The sequence below is a fragment of the Nonomuraea sp. NPDC059194 genome (assembly GCF_042754765.1).
Taxonomy (GTDB): Bacteria; Actinomycetota; Actinomycetes; order Streptosporangiales; family Streptosporangiaceae; genus Nonomuraea.
In genome coordinates, this window is the sequence record NZ_JBHZBH010000074.1 from 1 (window position 1) to 18,341 (window position 18,341).

The 18,341-nt window shown below is 70.5% G+C and carries 14 protein-coding genes; 12 read left to right on the top strand and 2 right to left on the bottom strand.

All coding sequences use genetic code 11. From position 1 onward, the window contains the following. Window positions 1-89: 89 nt before the first annotated feature. Entirely contained in the window at window positions 90-863 is a 774-nt protein-coding gene (locus ACFXJ8_RS42675; protein WP_379651088.1) for an IclR family transcriptional regulator, read from the bottom strand. A 126-nt stretch (window positions 864-989) separates the two neighbouring features. Here ACFXJ8_RS42675 and betA point away from each other — a divergent pair, with 126 nt between their 5' ends. After that, complete coding sequence (betA, locus tag ACFXJ8_RS42680) at window positions 990-2,627, top strand: choline dehydrogenase (protein WP_379651090.1); 1,638 nt, start codon at window positions 990-992, stop codon at window positions 2,625-2,627. 55 nt (window positions 2,628-2,682) lie between these two features. Here the strand turns inward: betA and purU are convergent, their stop codons facing one another. Next, the gene (purU, locus tag ACFXJ8_RS42685) at window positions 2,683-3,546 is read right to left on the bottom strand and encodes a formyltetrahydrofolate deformylase (protein WP_379651092.1); all 864 of its coding nucleotides are present in this window, start codon (window positions 3,544-3,546) and stop codon (window positions 2,683-2,685) included. Window positions 3,547-3,771: 225 nt separating this feature from the next. Between purU and ACFXJ8_RS42690 the strand changes: the two genes are divergently transcribed. From ACFXJ8_RS42690 to ACFXJ8_RS42740, 11 genes are all read left to right on the top strand, one after another. Continuing rightward, window positions 3,772-5,232 (top strand): aldehyde dehydrogenase family protein, encoded by a 1,461-nt coding sequence (locus tag ACFXJ8_RS42690; protein WP_379651094.1) that lies wholly within the window; start codon window positions 3,772-3,774, stop codon window positions 5,230-5,232. Between the two features lie 26 nt (window positions 5,233-5,258). Next, window positions 5,259-6,320: a glycine betaine/L-proline ABC transporter ATP-binding protein gene (locus ACFXJ8_RS42695; protein WP_379651096.1), complete on the top strand. Its 1,062-nt coding sequence runs from the start codon at window positions 5,259-5,261 to the stop codon at window positions 6,318-6,320. Next, a complete protein-coding gene (locus ACFXJ8_RS42700; protein ID WP_379651098.1) occupies window positions 6,317-8,305 on the top strand; it encodes an ABC transporter permease in 1,989 nt (662 codons plus the stop codon). Before ACFXJ8_RS42695 ends, ACFXJ8_RS42700 begins: the two co-directional genes overlap by 4 nt. A 34-nt stretch (window positions 8,306-8,339) precedes the next feature. Then, on the top strand, window positions 8,340-9,320 hold the full coding sequence (locus ACFXJ8_RS42705; RefSeq protein WP_379651100.1) for an ABC transporter substrate-binding protein: 981 nt from the start codon (window positions 8,340-8,342) through the stop codon (window positions 9,318-9,320). A gap of 186 nt (window positions 9,321-9,506) precedes the next feature. Beyond that, entirely contained in the window at window positions 9,507-11,915 is a 2,409-nt protein-coding gene (locus ACFXJ8_RS42710) for an FAD-dependent oxidoreductase (protein WP_379651102.1), read from the top strand. A gap of 23 nt (window positions 11,916-11,938) precedes the next feature. Beyond that, the gene (gene glyA / locus ACFXJ8_RS42715) at window positions 11,939-13,195 is read left to right on the top strand and encodes a serine hydroxymethyltransferase (protein ID WP_379651104.1); all 1,257 of its coding nucleotides are present in this window, start codon (window positions 11,939-11,941) and stop codon (window positions 13,193-13,195) included. Beyond that, window positions 13,192-14,424, top strand: a complete 1,233-nt coding sequence (locus ACFXJ8_RS42720; protein WP_379651106.1) for a sarcosine oxidase subunit beta family protein — start codon at window positions 13,192-13,194, stop codon at window positions 14,422-14,424. Before glyA ends, ACFXJ8_RS42720 begins: the two co-directional genes overlap by 4 nt. Window positions 14,425-14,434: 10 nt before the next feature. Then, a complete protein-coding gene (locus ACFXJ8_RS42725) occupies window positions 14,435-14,713 on the top strand; it encodes a sarcosine oxidase subunit delta (protein ID WP_379651107.1) in 279 nt (92 codons plus the stop codon). After that, on the top strand, window positions 14,710-17,583 hold the full coding sequence (locus tag ACFXJ8_RS42730; RefSeq protein WP_379651109.1) for a 2Fe-2S iron-sulfur cluster-binding protein: 2,874 nt from the start codon (window positions 14,710-14,712) through the stop codon (window positions 17,581-17,583). The genes ACFXJ8_RS42725 and ACFXJ8_RS42730 overlap by 4 nt, the downstream gene beginning before the upstream one ends. Next, window positions 17,576-18,139, top strand: a complete 564-nt coding sequence (locus tag ACFXJ8_RS42735; protein WP_379651111.1) for a sarcosine oxidase subunit gamma — start codon at window positions 17,576-17,578, stop codon at window positions 18,137-18,139. The genes ACFXJ8_RS42730 and ACFXJ8_RS42735 overlap by 8 nt, the downstream gene beginning before the upstream one ends. Beyond that, on the top strand, window positions 18,136-18,341 hold a 206-nt coding region (locus ACFXJ8_RS42740), incomplete at its 3' end, for a serine dehydratase beta chain (RefSeq protein WP_379651113.1). The genes ACFXJ8_RS42735 and ACFXJ8_RS42740, both read left to right, overlap by 4 nt.

An 18,341-nucleotide genomic window follows, 5' to 3' on the forward strand; every position in this document is an offset into this window, starting at 1 on the left:
CCATCGCAGGAGCCACCAGGCCGCAGCGCGCAGGCACCACTTTAGGCAGCGCCTGCGCCTTCAACTCATCCCGATCTAGCTATGTAGTACTAGCCCGCGTAGCCGAGGCGACGGCTGATCTCGTCGGCGCCGCTCATCAGGACGGGAGCCAGCTCGTGCATGCGCTCGGCGCTGAAGCGGTAGGCGGGCCCCGACGCGCTGACGGCCGCGACCACCTCTCCGTGGTAGGAGCGGATGGGCGCGGCCATGGCGTTGAGGCCCTCCTCCAGCTCCTCCAGGCAGAAGGCGTAGCCGACGGCGCGCGTCTGGGTCAGCTGCTGCTCCAGCTCCTGGACGCCGGTGATCGTCCGGGGCGTGAAGCTCTCCAGCTTGCCGTCCGACAGCAGCCTGGCGCGCTGCCGCTCGTCGAGGTAGGCCAGCAGCACCTTGCCGCTGGAGGTGGCGTGGAGCGGGGTGACCTGGCCGACCCAGTTGTAGGCGGTCACCGCCGAGGGCCCCCTGACCTGGTCGAGGTTGACCGCGTAGGTGGAGCGCAGGACGGCGATGTTGACCGTCTCGCCGATCTCCTGGGCCAGCCGCTGGCAGATCGCCCGTCCGCGCTGGGTGATGTCCATCTGCGTGCTGACGCCGCCGGCCAGCCTGATGATGCCGAAGCCGAGGCGGTACTTGCCCCTGTCCTCGGCCTGCTCGACCAGCCCGCGGGCCTCGAGCGCGCCGAGCAGCCGGAAGGCCGTCGACTTGTGGACGTCGATCTCGGCGGCCACCTCGCTGACTCCGGCCTCTCCCCGGCGCGAGAGGATCTCCAGCACGCTGATGGCCCGGTCGACCGACTGCACGCCCCCGCTGCTCGAGTCGTTGCTCATAGCGAAACTGTAAGTGCTGAAGGGAACCGCGTCGAACACAAGGCCAAAAGATCTCCTGTTGCGACTAGTGCAACACAATGCGTATGGCGATACGATTCGTGAAACGCGCGAGCGAGACGAGGCAACATGACGTCACAGCAGTACGACTTCGTCATCGTCGGAGGCGGCTCGGCGGGCAGCGCCCTGGCCAACCGGCTCTCCGCGGACCCCGCCACGCGGGTACTGGTCCTCGAGGCCGGCCGATCGGATTATCCGTGGGACGTCTTCATCCACATGCCGGCCGCGCTGCCCTTCCCGATCGGCAACCGCTTCTACGACTGGAAGTACGAGTCGGAGCCCGAGCCGCACATGCACGGCAGGCGCATCTACCACGCGCGCGGCAAGGTGCTCGGCGGCTCCAGCAGCATCAACGGCATGATCTTCCAGCGCGGCAACCCGCTCGACTACGAGCGGTGGGGCGCCGACCCGGGGATGAAGACGTGGGACTACGCCCACTGCCTGCCGTACTTCAAGCGGATGGAGAACTGCCTGGCCGATCCTGGCACGCCCTTCCGCGGCCACGACGGGCCGCTGGCGCTGGAGCGGGGGCCGGCGAGCACGCCGCTCTACGACGCCTTCTTCGAGGCCGTGCAGCAGGCGGGCTACCCCCTCACCGACGACGTCAACGGCTACCGGCAGGAGGGCTTCGCCCGCTTCGACCGAAACATCAGGCGCGGTCGCCGGCTCAGCGCGGCCCGCGCCTACCTGCACCCGGTGATGAAGCGGCCGAACCTCACGGTCAAGACGCGGGTGCTGGTCACCCGGATCATCTTCGAGGGCAAGCGCGCCGTCGGCGTGGAGTTCGACGGCGGCAGGGTCCGCGCGGGCGAGGTCATCCTGTGCGGAGGGGCGATCAACTCGCCGCAGCTCCTGCAGCTGTCCGGCGTCGGCAACGCGCGCGAACTCGGCGCCCTCGGCATCGACGTGGTGCACGACCTGCCGGGCGTGGGGGAGAACCTCCAGGACCACCTGGAGGTCTACATCCAGCACGGCTGCAGCCAGCCCGTCTCCATGCAGCCGAACCTGCAGAAGTGGCGCCACCCGTGGATCGGCGCCCAGTGGCTGTTCCTGCGCAAGGGGCCCGGCGCGACCAACCACTTCGAGGCGGGCGGCTTCGTCCGCGGCAACGACGACGTCGACTACCCCAACCTGATGTTCCACTTCCTGCCCATCGCCGTGCGCTACGACGGCTCGGCGCCCTCGGGCGGGCACGGCTACCAGGTGCACGTGGGGCCCATGTACTCCGACGCGCGCGGCTCCGTCAAGATCAAGAGCACCGACCCCCGGCGGCATCCGGCCCTGCGCTTCAACTACCTGTCCACCGAACAGGACCGGCGCGAGTGGGTGGAGGCCGTCAGGGTGGCCCGCGACATCCTCGGCCAGCCCGCGCTCGGCGAGTACAGCACGGGCGAGATCTCGCCCGGCCCCTCCGTGGAGACCGACGAGCAGATCCTCGACTGGGTGGCCAAGGACGGCGAGACCGCCCTGCACCCGTCCTGCACCGCCAGGATGGGCGTGGACGAGATGGCGGTCACCGACCCGGAGACCATGCGGGTGCACGGCGTCGACGGGCTGCGGGTGGTCGACGCCTCGGTCATGCCGTACGTCACCAACGGCAACATCTACGCGCCGGTGATGATGCTCGCGGAGAAGGCGGCCGACCTCATCCTCGGCAACACGCCGCTGCCGCCCGAGACGACCGAGTTCTACCGTCACCGCGCCTGAGACATGAGGAAAGGCGGTGGGGGGAACCCCACCGCCTTTCCTCATGGGCGTCGCCTCAGCGGAAGACGACCGTACGGTCCCCGTTGAGCAGCACGCGGTGCTCGCTGTGCCACTTGACCGCCCTGGCCAGCACCTGGGCCTCGACGTCCCGGCCCGCGGCCACCAGGTCCTCGGGGTCGAGTTCGTGGTCCACCCTGGCCACGTCCTGCTCGATGATGGGGCCCTCGTCGAGGTCGGCCGTGACGTAGTGCGCGGTCGCGCCGATGAGCTTCACCCCCCGCTCGTGGGCCTGGTGGTACGGCTTGGCGCCCTTGAAGCCCGGCAGGAACGAGTGGTGGATGTTGATGGCCCTGCCTTCCAGTTGCTTGCACAGGTCGTCGGACAGGATCTGCATGTAGCGGGCCAGCACCACCAGGTCCGCCTCGTACTCCGCGACCAGTTCGAGCACCCTGGCCTCGGCCTCGGCCTTGCCAGCCGCAGTGACGGGGACGTGGTGGAACGGCACGCCGTAGGAGGCCGCGAGCGGCTCCAGGTCGGGATGGTTGGAGACGATCGCGGGGACGTCGATGTTCAGGCCGCCGACCTGTCTGCGGAACAGCAGGTCGTTCACGCAGTGGCCGAACTTCGACACCATGACGAGCGCCCGCGTGGGCGTCGCCGCGTCGTTGAGCTGCCAGGTCATCTGGTAGGACTCGGCGACGTAGGCGAAGCCCTCGCGCAGCTCCTCCAGCCCGTCCTGGGCGGCGAAGTGGACCCGCATGAAGAAGCCGCCGCCGCGTCTGTCGTTGAACTGCTTGCTCTGCAACATGTCACCGCGGTGCTGCACGAGGAAGCTGCTCACCGCGTACACGATGCCAGGCTTGTCCGAGCAGGAGACGGTGAGGATGAACTCGCGGCCTGGGCCTGGACGAGGAGACATCACACCTCCTTGTGTTGCGTATTACGCAAAATGGTGATGTATACGCAACAGCGTGGACGCGCGCAGGCCCGCCCGTCAAGAGGGATGGCGGCCGGTAAACGGAATCACAACGTATGTATTCGCCCAGCGATTCCCTCAAAGCCTTGACGAACAGAGGGTAACGGGTCAATTCTGTTCCCCACTGAGCATTGTCTTGCGTCATACGCAACGATCAGGGGTGTGCCGATGACCGATCTCCACATCGGAGGCACGTGGACCAAGCCGGTCGCCGGCGGACAGCGGAACATCCTTTCGCCCGCCGACGGCAGCCTCGTGACCACGGTCGCCGAAGCAACAGCGGCCGACACCGTGGCCGCCATCAGCGCCGCGCGCCACGCCTTCGACAGCGGCCCGTGGCCGTCCACCCCCGCCAGGGAGCGGGGCGCGCTGCTGTACGCGGTCGCCGACCTGGTCGAACGCGACCGCGATGCCTTCGCCCGCGCCGAGTCCGGCGACACCGGCAAGCGCCTGGTCGAGAGCGAGTACGACGTCGACGACTCCGTCGCCTGCCTGCGCTACTTCGCGGGCGTGGCCGGCACCGACGCGGGACGGGTCGTCGACACCGGCCGCGACGACGCGATCAGCAGGGTCGTCTACGAGCCCGTCGGCGTCTGCGGCCTGATCACGCCGTGGAACTACCCGCTGCTGCAGACCACCTGGAAGGTCGCGCCCGCGCTGGCCGCGGGCAACACCTTCGTGCTCAAGCCCAGCGAGCTCACCCCGAGCACGGCGATCCTGCTGGTCAGGGCGCTGGAGGAGGCGGGCCTGCCGAAGGGCGTGGCCAACCTCGTGCTCGGCGCGGGACCCGAGGTGGGCGCGCCGCTGGCCGAGCACCCCGACGTGGACCTGGTCTCCTTCACCGGCGGCCTGGCCACCGGGCGGCGCATCATGGCCGCCGCCTCGGCCACGGTCAAGCGCGTCGCGCTGGAGCTCGGCGGCAAGAACCCCAACATCGTCTTCGCCGACGCCGACTTCGAGACCGCCGTCGACTTCGCGCTCACCGCCGTGTTCCTGCACTCCGGGCAGGTCTGCTCGGCGGGCGCGCGGCTGCTGGTCGAGGACTCCCTGCACGACGCGTTCGTCGACGAGGTGGTCAGGAGGGCCGAGCGCATCCGCCTCGGCGGCCCCTTCGACCCCGAGGCGCAGGCGGGCCCGCTCATCTCGGCGGCCCACCTGGCCAAGGTCGAGGAGTACGTGGCCGCGGGCCTGGCCGAGGGCGCCACTCTCCGGTGCGGCGGGCGCAGGCTGGACGGCGAGGGCTACTTCTTCCCGCCCACCATCCTCGACGACTGCAAGCAGGGCATGCGCGTGGTGCGGGAGGAATCCTTCGGCCCCGTGCTGACCGTCGAGCGCTTCACCACCGAGGAGGAGGCCATCCTCCTCGCCAACGACACCGAGTACGGCCTGGCCGGCGCGGTCTGGACCCAGGACGCCGGCAAGGCGCAGCGGGTCGCGGGACGCCTGCGCCACGGCACGGTGTGGATCAACGACTACCACCCCTACGTGCCGCAGGCCGAGTGGGGTGGCTTCAAGCAGTCTGGCATCGGCCGCGAACTGGGGCCGACCGGACTCGACGAGTACCGCGAGATCAAGCATGTGTGGCAGAACACCCGCCCGCGCCCCCAGCGGTGGTTCCCAGCGAACTGACGCTCCGAGACTCCCAAGAGGTGGTCATGACCGTGCCGTCACTGACCGAACGTAGTCAGCTCGACACCGAAGCCCCGCCCATCCTCGACGTCAGAGGGCTGTGGAAGGTGTTCGGTCCGAAGGCCGACGCGGTCGTCGGTTCCACACTCAGCCGTAAGGAGCTCAAGGAGCAGACCGGCTGCGTCGCGGCCGTCCGCGATGTCTCCTTCGAGGTACGGCGGGGCGAGGTGTTCGTCGTCATGGGCCTGTCCGGCTCCGGCAAGTCCACCCTCGTGCGCTGCCTGACCCGGCTGATCGAGCCCACCGCGGGCGAGATCGTGCTCGACGGCGAGGACATCCGCAAGGCCGACGACCGCAGGCTGCGCGAGCTGCGTAGGCACCGCATGGCCATGGTCTTCCAGCACTTCGGCCTGCTGCCGCACCGGTGCGTGCTGGACAACGTGGCCTTCGGCCTGGAGATCCGCGGTGTGCCCAAGCAGGACCGCTACGCCCGCGCCCGCGAGGTCGTCGGCCTGGTCGGCCTCAACGGCTTCGAGAACTCCTACCCCGACCAGCTGTCCGGCGGCATGCAGCAGCGGGTCGGGCTGGCCCGCGCGCTGGCCGCCGACCCCGAGGTGCTGCTGTTCGACGAGCCGTTCTCCGCGCTCGACCCGCTGATCAGGCGGGAGATGCAGAACGAGGTCATCCGCCTGCACCACGAGGTCGGCAAGACGATGATCTTCATCACCCACGACCTCAGCGAGGCGCTCAAGCTGGGCGACCGGATCCTCATCATGCGCGACGGCGAACTCGTCCAGGTCGGCACGCCCGACCAGGTGGTGGGCGCCCCCGCCGACGACTACGTCAGGGACTTCGTCAGCGACGTGCCGCGCTCGCACGTCCTGACGCTGCGCTGGATCATGCGCCAGCCCCTCCTGGACGAGTCGCTCGACGGCCCCGTGCTCGCCCCCGACGTCGTCATCCGCGACGCCGTACACGCGGTGCTCTCGGCCGACCGCCCGGTCCGCGTCATGGACGGCGACGACCTGCTCGGGGTGGTCACCAGCGCCGAGATCCTCGAAGTGATCGCGGGAGGGCAGGAACGATGACCTCCGTGGCGGTGGTGGCCGCCAGGCTACCGGCCCGCAGGTACCTGCTCCTGGCGGTGCTGGCCGTATGGGTGCTGGGCTGGGCGCTGTTCAACGGGCGGGACACGCTCGACCTCGGCGGCGCCGAGCTGACGCCCCTGCACACCTCGCTCAACGAGGGCATGGACGCCATCGACGACAGCCGCAACAGCAACCCGTTCTTCCTGTACTTCGTCAACTACATCAGGCTCTTCCTGGACGAGTCGGTGACGTTCGTCCAGGCGCTGATCAGCCAGCCCTCCTTCGGCAGGCCGGTGCCGCTGCTCGGCTGGCTCGGCGTCGTCGGGCTGGCCACCGCCATCGCGTGGCTGTGGGGCAACGGCAAGGTGGCGCTGCTCACCGCCGCGGGCTTCCTCTCCTTCGGCGTGCTGGGCCTGTGGCAGGAGAGCATGGACACCCTCGCTCTCACGCTGACCGCGGTCGTGCTCTCGCTGGCCGTCGGCATCCCGCTGGGAGTGTGGGCGGGGCTGAGCGACCGGTTCAACCGGCTGGTGACGCCGGTGCTCGACTTCATGCAGACGATGCCGACGTTCGTCTACCTGGCGCCGCTGACGCTCTTCTTCCTCATCGGGCCGGCCAGCGCCACGGTCGCCACGATGATCTACGCGATCCCGCCGGCGATCCGCATCACCTCGCACGGCATCAGGCAGGTCTCGCCGGACACGCTGGAGGCGGGCGCCTCGCTGGGCGCCACGGGAGCGCAGTCGCTGCGCCACGTGCGGCTGCCGATGGCCAAGCAGACGATCATCGTGGGTGTCAACCAGACGATCATGGCGGCCCTGTCCATGGCGACGATCGCGGCGCTCATCGACGCGCCAGGCCTGGGCAAGACGGTCCTGAAGGCGCTGCAGACGCTCGACGTCGGCACCGCGTTCAACGCGGGTCTGGCCATCGTCATCATGGCCGTCGTTCTCGACCGGGTCACCTCGGCCGCCAGCAGGAGGGTCGAGGTGGAGCGACGCGCCGGCCGGCTGCGCAGCCCCGGACGGCGCAGGCTGGAGCTGGCGGGCGCGTTCGGCGTCGTGGCCGTGCTCGGCTACCTGGCCTACACCTACGTCTGGGCCGCGGACTTCCCGATCGAGGCCAACCTCGGCTCCTACGTGCGCCAGGCCGCCGACACGGCGAGCCTGTGGGTGCAGGACAACCTGGCCGCCACCACCGACGCGCTCAAGAACGTGCTCACCAACACCCTGCTCAACCCCTTCGAGGCGCTGCTGACCGACTCGCCGTGGTGGCTCGTCGTGGCCGTCGCCGTCGCCGTCGCGCTGCTGGTGGGCAACGCGCGGGCGGCGCTCGTGACCGCCGCGGGGCTGCTGGTGCTGGTGCTGCTCGGCCTCTGGCAGGACAGCATGGTGACGCTGGCCTCGACGCTTGTGGCGACGATCATCGTCATGGTGTTCGGTGTTGCGCTGGGTGTGTGGATGGGCCGCAGCGACCGGGTCGACACGGTGCTGCGGCCGGTGCTCGACGCGGGCCAGACCATGCCCGCCTTCGTCTACCTGGTGCCGATCCTCGGCCTGTTCGGCCCCACGCGGTTCACCGCGATCATCGCGGCCGTCGTCTTCGCCGCGCCCATCGCGATCAAGCTGGTGGCAGAGGGCATCAGGAGGGTCTCGCCCACCACCGTGGAGGCCGCCATCTCGGCCGGCACGGGGACGTGGCAGCTCATCTCCAAGGTCCAGCTCCCGATGGCGCGCAGCGGCGTGACGCTGGCGGCCAGCCAGGGGCTGATCTACGTGCTGTCGATGGTCGTCGTCGGCGGCCTGGTAGGAGCCGGAGCCCTCGGGTACGACGTGGTCGCCGGCTTCTCCCAGCACCAGCTCCGCGGCAAGGGCCTGGCCGCCGGGCTCGCGATCGTCGTGCTCGGCATCGTGCTCGACCGCGTCATGCGCGCCGCCACGCAGCGGGCCGACGTGGCCGCGCACGGCGGCGTCACCCACAAGTAACGGAACCCGATAAATGAGAACTCAGGAGGACCAGGTGGCTGTGACGAGGAGTGGAAAGGTCAGGGCGATCGTGCTCGTGACCGGCGCCGGCCTCCTGCTCGCCGCGTGCGGTGGAGCGAAGGTCGGCGAGACACAGCAGCCCGCGGCCGGTGGCGAGGGCAAGAGCTGCGGCACGTTCAACCTGGCGGTCAACCCGTGGGTGGGCTACGAGGCCAACGCCGCGGTCATCGCGCACGTGGCGGAGAAGAGCCTCGGCTGCAAGGTGGTGAAGAAGGACCTCAAGGAGGAGGTGGCCTGGCAGGGCTTCGCCACCGGCGAGGTCGACGCGATCGTGGAGAACTGGGCCCACGACGACCTCAAGAAGAAGTACATCGAGGACCAGAAGGTCGCCGTGTCGGCGGGACCGACGGGCAACAAGGGCGTCATCGGCTGGTACGTGGCGCCGTGGATGGCCAAGAAGTATCCCGACATCACCGACTGGAACAACCTCAACAAGTACGCCTCGCTGTTCAAGACCTCCGAGTCGGAGGGCAAGGGCCAGCTGCTCGACGGCGACCCGTCGTTCGTCACCAACGACGCGGCCCTGGTGAAGAACCTCAAGCTCGACTACAAGGTCGTCTACGCCGGCAGCGAGACCGCGCTCATCACCGCCTTCCGCCAGTCGGAAAAGCAGCAGAAGCCCATCCTCGGCTACTTCTACGAGCCGCAGTGGTTCCTGTCGGAGCTCAAGCTGGTCAAGGTCAACCTGCCGGAGTGGAAGGAGGGGTGTGACGCCGACGCGGCCAAGGTGGCCTGCGACTACCCGCCGTACGAGCTCGACAAGATCGTGAGCAAGAAGTTCGCCGACTCCGCCAGCCCCGCCTACACGCTGGTCAAGAACTTCACCTGGACGAACGACGACCAGAACCTCGTGGCGAAGTACATCGCCGAGGACAAGATGACGCCGGAGGACGCGGCCGCCAAGTGGGTGGCCGACAACCCCGACAAGGTCAAGGCCTGGGTGCCCCAGAGCTGACGCAGAGCTGACGTCGAGCACCGGCCCGATCGCCCACGCGGTCGGGCTGGTGCTTCGCGCGTCATTGGAACGTTCTAACGGGCCCGCAAATAAGACAGAACACCCTATTGACACTCTGAAGGCAGCGAGCGACGCTTGTTGCGGTAAACGCGTTTGGTTGCATATGTCGCAACAACGGAGGTGGCTATGACGGGCCCGAGCGTCGTCATCATCGGGGCGGGCGTGGTCGGCGCGGCCCTCGCCGACGAGTTGTCCGCCCGCGGCTGGACCGAGGTCACCGTGGTCGACCAGGGAGACGTACCCGCCACCGGCGGTTCCTCCTCACACGCCCCCGGCCTGGTGTTCCAGACCAACGGCTCGAAGACCATGACCGAGATGGCCCGCTACACGGTCGAGAAGTTCGTCGCCCTCGACAGCTTCCTCCAGGTGGGCGGGCTCGAAGTGGCCACCACCCCCGAACGGCTGGCCGAACTGCACCGCAGGCACGGCTGGGCGCGCGCGTGGGGGATCGAGGCGCACCTGCTCTCGCCCGAGGAGTGCGTGGCCAAGCACTCCCTCCTCGACGAGTCCAAGGTCCTCGGCGGTCTCTTCCTGCCCACCGACGGCCTGGCCAAGGCCGTCAAGGCGGTCGACGCCCAGCTCGAAAGGGCACGCGGGCGCGGCGTGCGGCTGCTGCCCAGGCACGAGGTCCTCGACATCAGAACCGAGAACGGCAAGGTCGCCGCCGTGGTGACCGACCAGGGCGAGATCCCCGCCGACATCGTGGTCTGCTGCGCCGGCATCTGGGGGCCGAAGGTCGCGCGGATGGTGGGCATGAACCTGCCGCTGACGCCGCTGGCCCACCAGCTCGCCTGGACCGGGCAGGTGCAGGACCTGGTGGGACAGACCGAGGAGGCCACCAGGCCGATCCTGCGGCACCAGGACGCCGACCTCTACTACCGCGAGCGTTTCGACACGCTGGGCATCGGCTACTACGGCCACCGGCCGATGCCGGTCAACGCCGACGACATCCTGTCCGTCGACGAGGCCGAGGTGATGCCCTCGGTGCTCACCTTCACCCCCGACGACTTCGCCGACGCCTGGTCGGCCACCCAGGACCTGCTGCCCGCCACCCAGACGGCCAAGGTGGAGGAGGGCATCAACGGGCTGTTCTCCTTCACCAGCGACCACCTGCCGCTGATGGGCGAGTCGCCCGAGGTCAAGGGCTTCTGGGTGGCCGAGGCCGTATGGGTCACCCACTCCGCGGGCGTCGGCCTGGCGATGGCCGAGTGGCTGGTCGACGGCCACTGCTCCTCCTTCGACCTGCACGAGTGCGACGTCAACAGGTTCGAGCCGCACCAGCTCGCCCCCGACTACGTGCGGGCCAGGGGCTGCCAGAACTACGTCGAGGTCTACGACATCACCCACCCCCTGCAGCCGATGGAGGAGCCGCGCCCGCTGCGCACCAGCCCCTTCCACCCGCGCCAGCAGGAGCACGGCGCGGTCTTCCTCGAGGCCTCAGGCTGGGAGCGGCCCCAGTGGTACGGCGCCAACGCCGGCCTGCTCAACGGAAGGGACATCCCCACCCCCGGCGACTGGGCCGCGCAGTACTGGTCGCCGATCGTCGGCGCCGAGGCCCAGGCCACCCGCGAGTCCGTCGCCCTGTACGACATGACGGCGCTCAAGCGCCTGGAGATCAGCGGGCCCGGCGCCGTCGCCTACCTGCAGAAGCTGACCACCGGCGACGTGGACAAGTCGGTCGGCTCGGTGACGTACTGCCTGCTCCTCGACACCGACGGCGGCATCCGCAGCGACGTCACCGTCGCCCGCCTCGGCGCCGAATACTTCCAGGTCGGCGCCAACGGCAACCTCGACCTCGACTGGTTCGACCGGCACCGCCCGCGCGACGGCTCGGTGCAGGTCCGCGACATCACCGCGGGCACCTGCTGCGTCGGCGTCTGGGGACCGCGCGCCCGCGACCTCGTCCAGCCGCTGACCACCACCGACCTGACGGCCCTGCGCTACTTCCGCGGCACCCGCGCCTTCATCGGCAACGTGCCCGTCACGATGCTGCGCCTGTCGTACGTCGGCGAGCTCGGCTGGGAGATATACACCACCAGCGACATGGGGCTCAAGCTCTGGGACACGCTGTGGGAGGCAGGCCAGGAGCACGGCGTCGTCGCCGGCGGCCGGGGCGCCTTCACCAGCCTGCGCCTGGAGAAGGGCTACCGCTCGTTCGGCACCGACATGACCTTCGAGCACGACCCCTACGAGGCGGGCCTCGGCTTCGCCGTGAAGCTGGACAAGGGCGACTTCGTCGGCCGCGAGGCCCTGCTCGCCCGCAAGGAGTCGGTCAGGCGCAGGCTCACCTGCCTGCTCACCGACGAGGTGGTCATGGGCAAGGAGCCGGTCTACGACGGCGAGCGCGTCGCCGGCTACGTCACCAGCGCCGCCTACGGATACACGATCGGCAAGGGGATCGCCTACGCGTGGCTGCCGGCCGAGCTGGCGACCCCAGGACAGACGGTGGACATCGGGTACTTCGACCGGAGGGTCGGTGCCGTGGTCGCCGAGGAACCCCTGTTCGACCCGGCGATGCAGCGCCTGCGCGGTTAGAAGCGGTTAGGAAAGGACCCCAGATGATCGACACCCCGCTGGACGTGGTGGACCCCGAGATCCACGCCGCCATCGGCGACGAGCTCACGCGTCAGCGCTCGACGCTGGAGATGATCGCCTCGGAGAACTTCGCGCCCGCCGCCGTCATGGCCGCCCAGGGCTCGGTCCTCACCAACAAGTACGCCGAGGGCTACCCGGGAAGGCGCTACTACGGCGGCTGCGAGCACGTCGACGTCATCGAGCAGTTGGCCATCGACAGGGTGAAGGCGCTGTTCGGCGCCGAGGCGGCCAACGTGCAGCCGCACTCGGGCGCCCAGGCCAACGCCGCCGTGATGGCCGCGCTGCTCGAACCCGGCGACACCATCCTCGGGCTCGACCTGGCCCACGGCGGCCACCTCACGCACGGCATGCGCATCAACTTCTCCGGACGCCTGTACAAGGTGGCCGCCTACCACGTGCGCGAGAGCGACCACCTGGTGGACATGGAGGAGGTCGAGCGCCTGGCCCGTGAGCACCGGCCCAAGCTCATCGTCGCGGGCTGGTCGGCCTACCCCCGTCAGCTCGACTTCGCCGCCTTCCGCCGTATCGCCGACGAGGTGGGCGCCCACCTCATGGTCGACATGGCGCACTTCGCCGGGCTGGTCGCCGCGGGACTGCACCCCTCGCCCGTGCCACACGCCCACGTCGTCACCACCACCACGCACAAGACCCTGGGCGGCCCCAGGGGCGGGGTGATCCTGTCGACCGAGGAGCTCAGCAAGAAGATCAACTCAGCGGTCTTTCCCGGACAGCAGGGCGGCCCGCTGGAGCACGTCATCGCGGCCAAGGCCGTCGCCTTCAAGATCGCCTCCGAGGAGGCGTTCCGTGACCGGCAGCGGCGCACCCTGGAGGGGGCGCGCATCCTCGCCGACCGCCTGCTGGCCCCCGACGCGGTCGAGGCGGGCGTGCGGGTGCTGACCGGCGGCACCGACGTGCACCTCGTCCTGGTCGACCTGCGCGCGTCGGAGCTGGACGGCAAGCAGGCCGAGGACCGGCTGCACGAGGTCGGCATCACCGTCAACCGCAACGCCGTGCCGTTCGACCCCAGACCCCCGATGGTGACCTCGGGACTGCGCATCGGCACCCCCGCCCTGGCCACCCGCGGCTTCGCCGCCGCCGACTTCACCGAGGTCGCCGACATCATCGCCACCGCCCTCACGCCGCAGGCCGACCTGTCGTTCCTGCGCGGCAGGGTCGAGGCCCTGGCCGGCAAGCACCCGCTCTACGGACAGGCGCGATGAGCCCGCGCACGCCGGGCGCCGACCTGCCCGAGCACCCCGACCGGCTCTGGAGCGCAGCCGAGCCGAAGCCGTCCTACGACGTGGTGATCGTCGGCGGCGGCGGGCACGGCCTGGCCACCGCCTACTACCTGGCCAAGAACCACGGCATCACCAATGTCGCGGTCCTGGAGCGGGGGTGGCTGGCCGGCGGCAACATGGCCCGCAACACCACCATCATCAGGTCCAACTACCTGTGGGACGAGAGCGCGGGGATCTACGAGCACGCGCTCAAGCTGTGGGAGGGGCTGGAGGAGGAGCTCGACTACCCGCTGCTGTTCAGCCAGCGCGGCGTCCTCAACCTCGCCCACAGCCTCCAGGACGTGCGCGACAGCGTACGGCGGGTGCACGCCAACAACCTCAACGGCGTCGACGCCGAGTGGCTCGACCCCCAGCAGGTGAAGGAGGTCTGCCCGATCGTCAACATCTCGCCCGACGTGCGCTATCCGGTGCTGGGTGCCACCTTCCAGCCCAGGGCAGGCATCGCCAAGCACGACCACGTCGCGTGGGGCCTGGCCAGGGCCGCCGCGGCGCTCGGCGTCGAGTTCATCGAGCACTGCGAGGTCACCGGGCTCCAGGTGAGCGGCGGCCGGGTGACGGGTGTGGAGACGACCAAGGGGACGATCGCGGCCGGGAAGGTCGCGCTGTGCGCGGCCGGCCACACCTCGGTCGTGGCCGCCACCGCGGGCATCGACCTGCCGATCCAGAGCCACCCGCTGCAGGCGCTGGTGTCGGAGCTGCTGGAGCCGGTGCACCCGACGGTCGTCATGTCCAACGCCGTCCACGTCTACGTCAGCCAGGCGCACAAGGGCGAGCTGGTCATGGGCGCCGGCATCGACGCGGCCAACTCCTACCGCCAGCGCGGCGCCTTCCACATCATCGAGCGGCAGATGGCCGCGGCTCTGGAGCTGTTCCCCGTCTTCGCCAGGGCGCACGTGCTGCGGACCTGGGGCGGCGTGGTGGACGTCTCGCCCGACGCGTCCCCGATCGTCGGGCTGACCCCCGTCGACGGCCTGTACCTCAACTGCGGGTGGGGCACCGGCGGCTTCAAGGCGACCCCCGGCGTGGGCTGGTGCTTCGCCCACACGGTGGCCAACGACGAGCCGCACCCGCTCAACGCCCCCTTCTCCCTTGACCGATTCACCACCGGGGCGCTCGTCGACGAGCACGGCGCCGCCGCGGTCGCGCACTGAGGACCTCACGATGCTGCTGATCCCATGCCCATGGTGCGGCCCACGCGACGAGGCCGAGTTCCATTACGGCGGGCAGGCGCACGTCGCCTATCCGGACAACCCGTCGGCGCTGTCCGACGAGGAGTGGGCCCGCTACCTGTTCTTCAGGGACAACCCCAAGGGTCGCTTCGCCGAGCGCTGGAGCCACTCGGCGGGCTGCCGCCGCTGGTTCAACGCCGTGCGCGACACCGCGACCAACGAGATCCACGCCGTCTACCGGGTGGGCGAGGCAAGGCCGGTGACCTCATGAGGCGCGAGAACGGCGGGCGGATCGACCGCGACACCATGCTGCGGTTCACCTTCGACGGCCAGGACTACACCGGGCACCCAGGCGACACGCTCGCCTCGGCGCTGCTGGCCAACGGCGTGCGCCAGGTCGCCACCAGCGTCAAGCTCGGCCGGCCGCGCGGGATCGTCTCGGCGGGCGGCGAGGAGCCGAGCGCGGTCGTGCAGATCGAGGCCCCGTTCCCCGAGCCGATGCTGCCCGCCACCACCGTCGAGCTGTACGAAGGCCTGGTCGCGAGCAGCCTTCCCGGCCAGGGCAGGCTGGCCACCGAGCCCGACCCCGCCCGCTACGACGCCGTCCACGCGCACTGCGACGTGCTGGTCGTCGGGGCCGGACCCGCGGGCCTGGCCGCCGCCCGCGCGGCGGCGATCACCGGCGCGCGGGTGATCCTCGCCGACGAGCGCCCCGAGCCCGGCGGCAGCCTGCTCGGCACCCGCGAGTCGGTGACCGAGCCGGAGGCGGACGACGTGCTCGGGCCGCAGCAGACCAGCCAGGGCGCCGACTGGGCGGCCGCGACCGCGGCCCTGCTCGACGGCCTGCCCGAGGTCAGGGTCCTGCGCAGGACCACGGTGATCGGCCACTACGACGACAACTACCTCGTCGCCGTCGAGCGGCGCACCAACCACCTGGGCGCCGCCGCCCCCGCCGACGTCGCCCGCGAACGCGTCTGGCGGATCCGCGCCAAGCGCGTCGTGCTGGCCACCGGCGCCCACGAGCGGTCCATCGCCTTCGCCGGCAACGACCTGCCCGGCGTGATGCTGGCCGGTTCGGCCCGCACCTACGTCAACAGGTACGGCGTGCTCCCCGGCCGCCGCGCGGTCGTCTTCACCGCCAACGACAGCGCCTACGCCGCCGCCTTCGACCTCGCGGACGCCGGCGTCGAGGTCGCCGCCATCGTCGACGTCAGGCCCTCGCCAGGAGCGGCGTGGACGGCCGGCGCGCGCGAGCGCGGCATCGAGGTGCTGGCCGGCCACGTGGTGACCGCCGCCCAGGGCGACGGCCAGGTCTCCGCCGTCCTCGTCGGACGGCACCGGCCCGAGGCCGACCCCGCCGTGGGAGAGCGCGAGCTCGCCGCCGACCTGCTGCTGGTGTCGGGCGGCTGGAACCCCGTCGTGCACCTGTTCAGCCAGTCGGGCGGGACGCTCCGCTACGACGACGCGCTCGCCACCATCGTGCCCGACCACGCGCGGCAGGCCGTCGAGGCGGCGGGCGCGGCCAAGGGCGTCTTCACGCTGACCGGCTGCCTGGCCGACGGCGCCGCCGCCGGATACCGCGCGCTGGAATCCGTCCTCGGCAGGGCGGTGGAGCGGGCCGCCGCACCGCGCGCCACGGCCGAGCCGCCGACGACCGCGGGACACGCGTTCTGGCTGGTGCCCGCCGCCGACTACGGCTCCCACTTCGTCGACCTCCAGCGGGACGTGACCGCGGCCGACGTGCTCAGGGCGACGGGGGCAGGCCTGCGCTCCGTCGAGCACATCAAGCGCTACACGACCGCGGGCACCGCCCACGACCAGGGCAAGACCTCGGGGCTGCTCACCACGGCGATCATCGCCCACGCGCTCGGCGCCTCCGTGGGCGAGCTCGGCAGCACCACCTTCCGCGCGCCGTACGCGCCGGTCAGCTTCGCCGCCCTCGCCGGCCGCGACCGCGGCGACCTGCACGACCCGGTCAGGGTGACCCCGCTGCACAAGTGGCACGTCGCCAACGGCGCGCTGTTCGAGAACGTCGGCCAGTGGAAGCGCCCCTGGTACTACCCCCGCGCGGGCGAGGACATGGAGGCCACCGTCCTGCGCGAATGCGCCGCCGCCCGCGAGGGCGTGGCGGCCATGGACGCCTCCACCCTCGGCAAGATCGACGTGATCGGCCCCGACGCGGCCGAGTTCCTCGACCGGCTCTACACCAACCTGATGAGCTCGCTGGCCGTCGGCGCCGTCCGCTACGGCGTCATGTGCAGGCCCGACGGCATGGTCTTCGACGACGGCACCGTCATCAGGCTGGCCGACGAGCACTTCCTCGTCACCACGACGACCGGCAACGCCGCCGCCGTACTCGACTGGATGGAGGAGTGGCTGCAGACCGAGTGGCCCTCGCTGCGGGTGCACCTGACCTCGGTCACCGAGCAGTGGGCCACCGTCGCGCTCGTCGGGCCGCGATCGCGCGAGGTGCTGGCCGAGCTGGCTCCGGAGCTGGCCGTGGGCGTCGAGGACTTCCCGTTCATGACGTGGCGGGAGGCGGAGGTCGCCGGCATTCCCGCCCGGGTGTGCCGGATCAGCTTCTCCGGTGAGCTGGCCTACGAGATCAACGTGACCTCGTGGGACGGCCTGCGACTGTGGTCCACGATCATGGACACCGGGCGCGTCACACCGTACGGGACCGAGACCATGCACGTGCTGCGCGCGGAGAAGGGCTACCCGATCGTCGGCCAGGACACCGACGGGACGGTCACTCCGCAGGACCTGGGTATGTCATGGGTGGTGTCCAAGAAGAAGCCGGACTTCGTCGGCAAGCGCTCCTTCGCCCGCGCCGACACCTCCAGGACCGACCGCAAGCAGCTCGTCGGCCTGCTGCCCGACGACCCTGGCTTCCTGCTGCCCGAGGGCGCGCACCTGGTCGCCGAGGCCGAGCTGCCCGCGCCGCCCGTGCCCATGCTCGGCCACGTGACCTCCAGCTACCGCAGTGCCGCCCTCGGCCGCACGTTCGCGCTGGCGCTGGTCCGCGGTGGGCACAGCAGGGTCGGCGAACGGCTCTACGCACCCGTCGGCGGGCGGATCGTGCCCGTCACCGTCACCTCGCACGTCCTGTACGACCAGGAAGGAACGCGCCGCGATGGCTGAACGCAGGAGTCCCGCAGCGGCCTTCACCGACCGGTTCGCGGCCGCCTCCGCGAGCGGGGCGCTCGAACTGGCCGAGATCCCGTTTCTCACCCATGTCAACGTGCGCGTCGACCCGGCGAGCCAGGCCGCCGAGGAGGTCGGGGCCGCCCTGGGCGTGCCGCTTCCCGTCGAGCCCTGCACCGCCGTACGCGCGGGCGAGCTGACCGTGGCCTGGCTCGGCCCCGACGAATGGCTGGTCATCGCGCCCGAGGGGTACAGGTCCGAGCTGCTGCGCAAGGCCGTGGACGGCGGCAGCGGCTCGGTGGTCGACGTGTCGGCCCAGCGCACCACCCTGCGGCTGGCCGGACCCAAGGCGCGCGACGTGCTGTCGCACGGCTGCACGATCGACCTGCACCCGACCGTCTTCGGGCCCGGCGCGTGCGCCCAGACCACGCTGGCCAGGACCCAGGTCGTGCTGCTCCCGCAGGACGACGGCTACCTCGTCCTCGTCCGCTCCTCCTTCGCCGCCTACCTCGCCGAATGGCTGCTCGACGCCGCGACGGAGCAGCTGCGGTGAGCATCGGCGTCTTCGACCTGTTCAAGATCGGTATCGGTCCGTCGAGCTCGCACACCGGCGGGCCGATGGCGGCCGCCCACAGGTTCGCGCGCGGTTTGCAGGCCGATGGGCTGCTGGAGCGGGTGGCGCGGGTGGAGGCGATCCTGTACGGCTCGCTCGGGCTGACCGGTAAGGGGCACGGCAGCGACAAGGCGGTGCTGCT

Coding starts and splice junctions, on each gene's coding strand:
- ACFXJ8_RS42675 (WP_379651088.1), bottom strand. CDS start 863: ATGAGCAACGACTCGAGCAGCGGGGGCGTGCAGTCGGTCGACCGGGCC.
- betA (WP_379651090.1), top strand. CDS start 990: ATGACGTCACAGCAGTACGACTTCGTCATCGTCGGAGGCGGCTCGGCG.
- purU (WP_379651092.1), bottom strand. CDS start 3,546: ATGTCTCCTCGTCCAGGCCCAGGCCGCGAGTTCATCCTCACCGTCTCC.
- ACFXJ8_RS42690 (WP_379651094.1), top strand. CDS start 3,772: ATGACCGATCTCCACATCGGAGGCACGTGGACCAAGCCGGTCGCCGGC.
- ACFXJ8_RS42695 (WP_379651096.1), top strand. CDS start 5,259: ATGACCGTGCCGTCACTGACCGAACGTAGTCAGCTCGACACCGAAGCC.
- ACFXJ8_RS42700 (WP_379651098.1), top strand. CDS start 6,317: ATGACCTCCGTGGCGGTGGTGGCCGCCAGGCTACCGGCCCGCAGGTAC.
- ACFXJ8_RS42710 (WP_379651102.1), top strand. CDS start 9,507: ATGACGGGCCCGAGCGTCGTCATCATCGGGGCGGGCGTGGTCGGCGCG.
- glyA (WP_379651104.1), top strand. CDS start 11,939: ATGATCGACACCCCGCTGGACGTGGTGGACCCCGAGATCCACGCCGCC.
- ACFXJ8_RS42720 (WP_379651106.1), top strand. CDS start 13,192: ATGAGCCCGCGCACGCCGGGCGCCGACCTGCCCGAGCACCCCGACCGG.
- ACFXJ8_RS42725 (WP_379651107.1), top strand. CDS start 14,435: ATGCTGCTGATCCCATGCCCATGGTGCGGCCCACGCGACGAGGCCGAG.
- ACFXJ8_RS42730 (WP_379651109.1), top strand. CDS start 14,710: ATGAGGCGCGAGAACGGCGGGCGGATCGACCGCGACACCATGCTGCGG.
- ACFXJ8_RS42735 (WP_379651111.1), top strand. CDS start 17,576: ATGGCTGAACGCAGGAGTCCCGCAGCGGCCTTCACCGACCGGTTCGCG.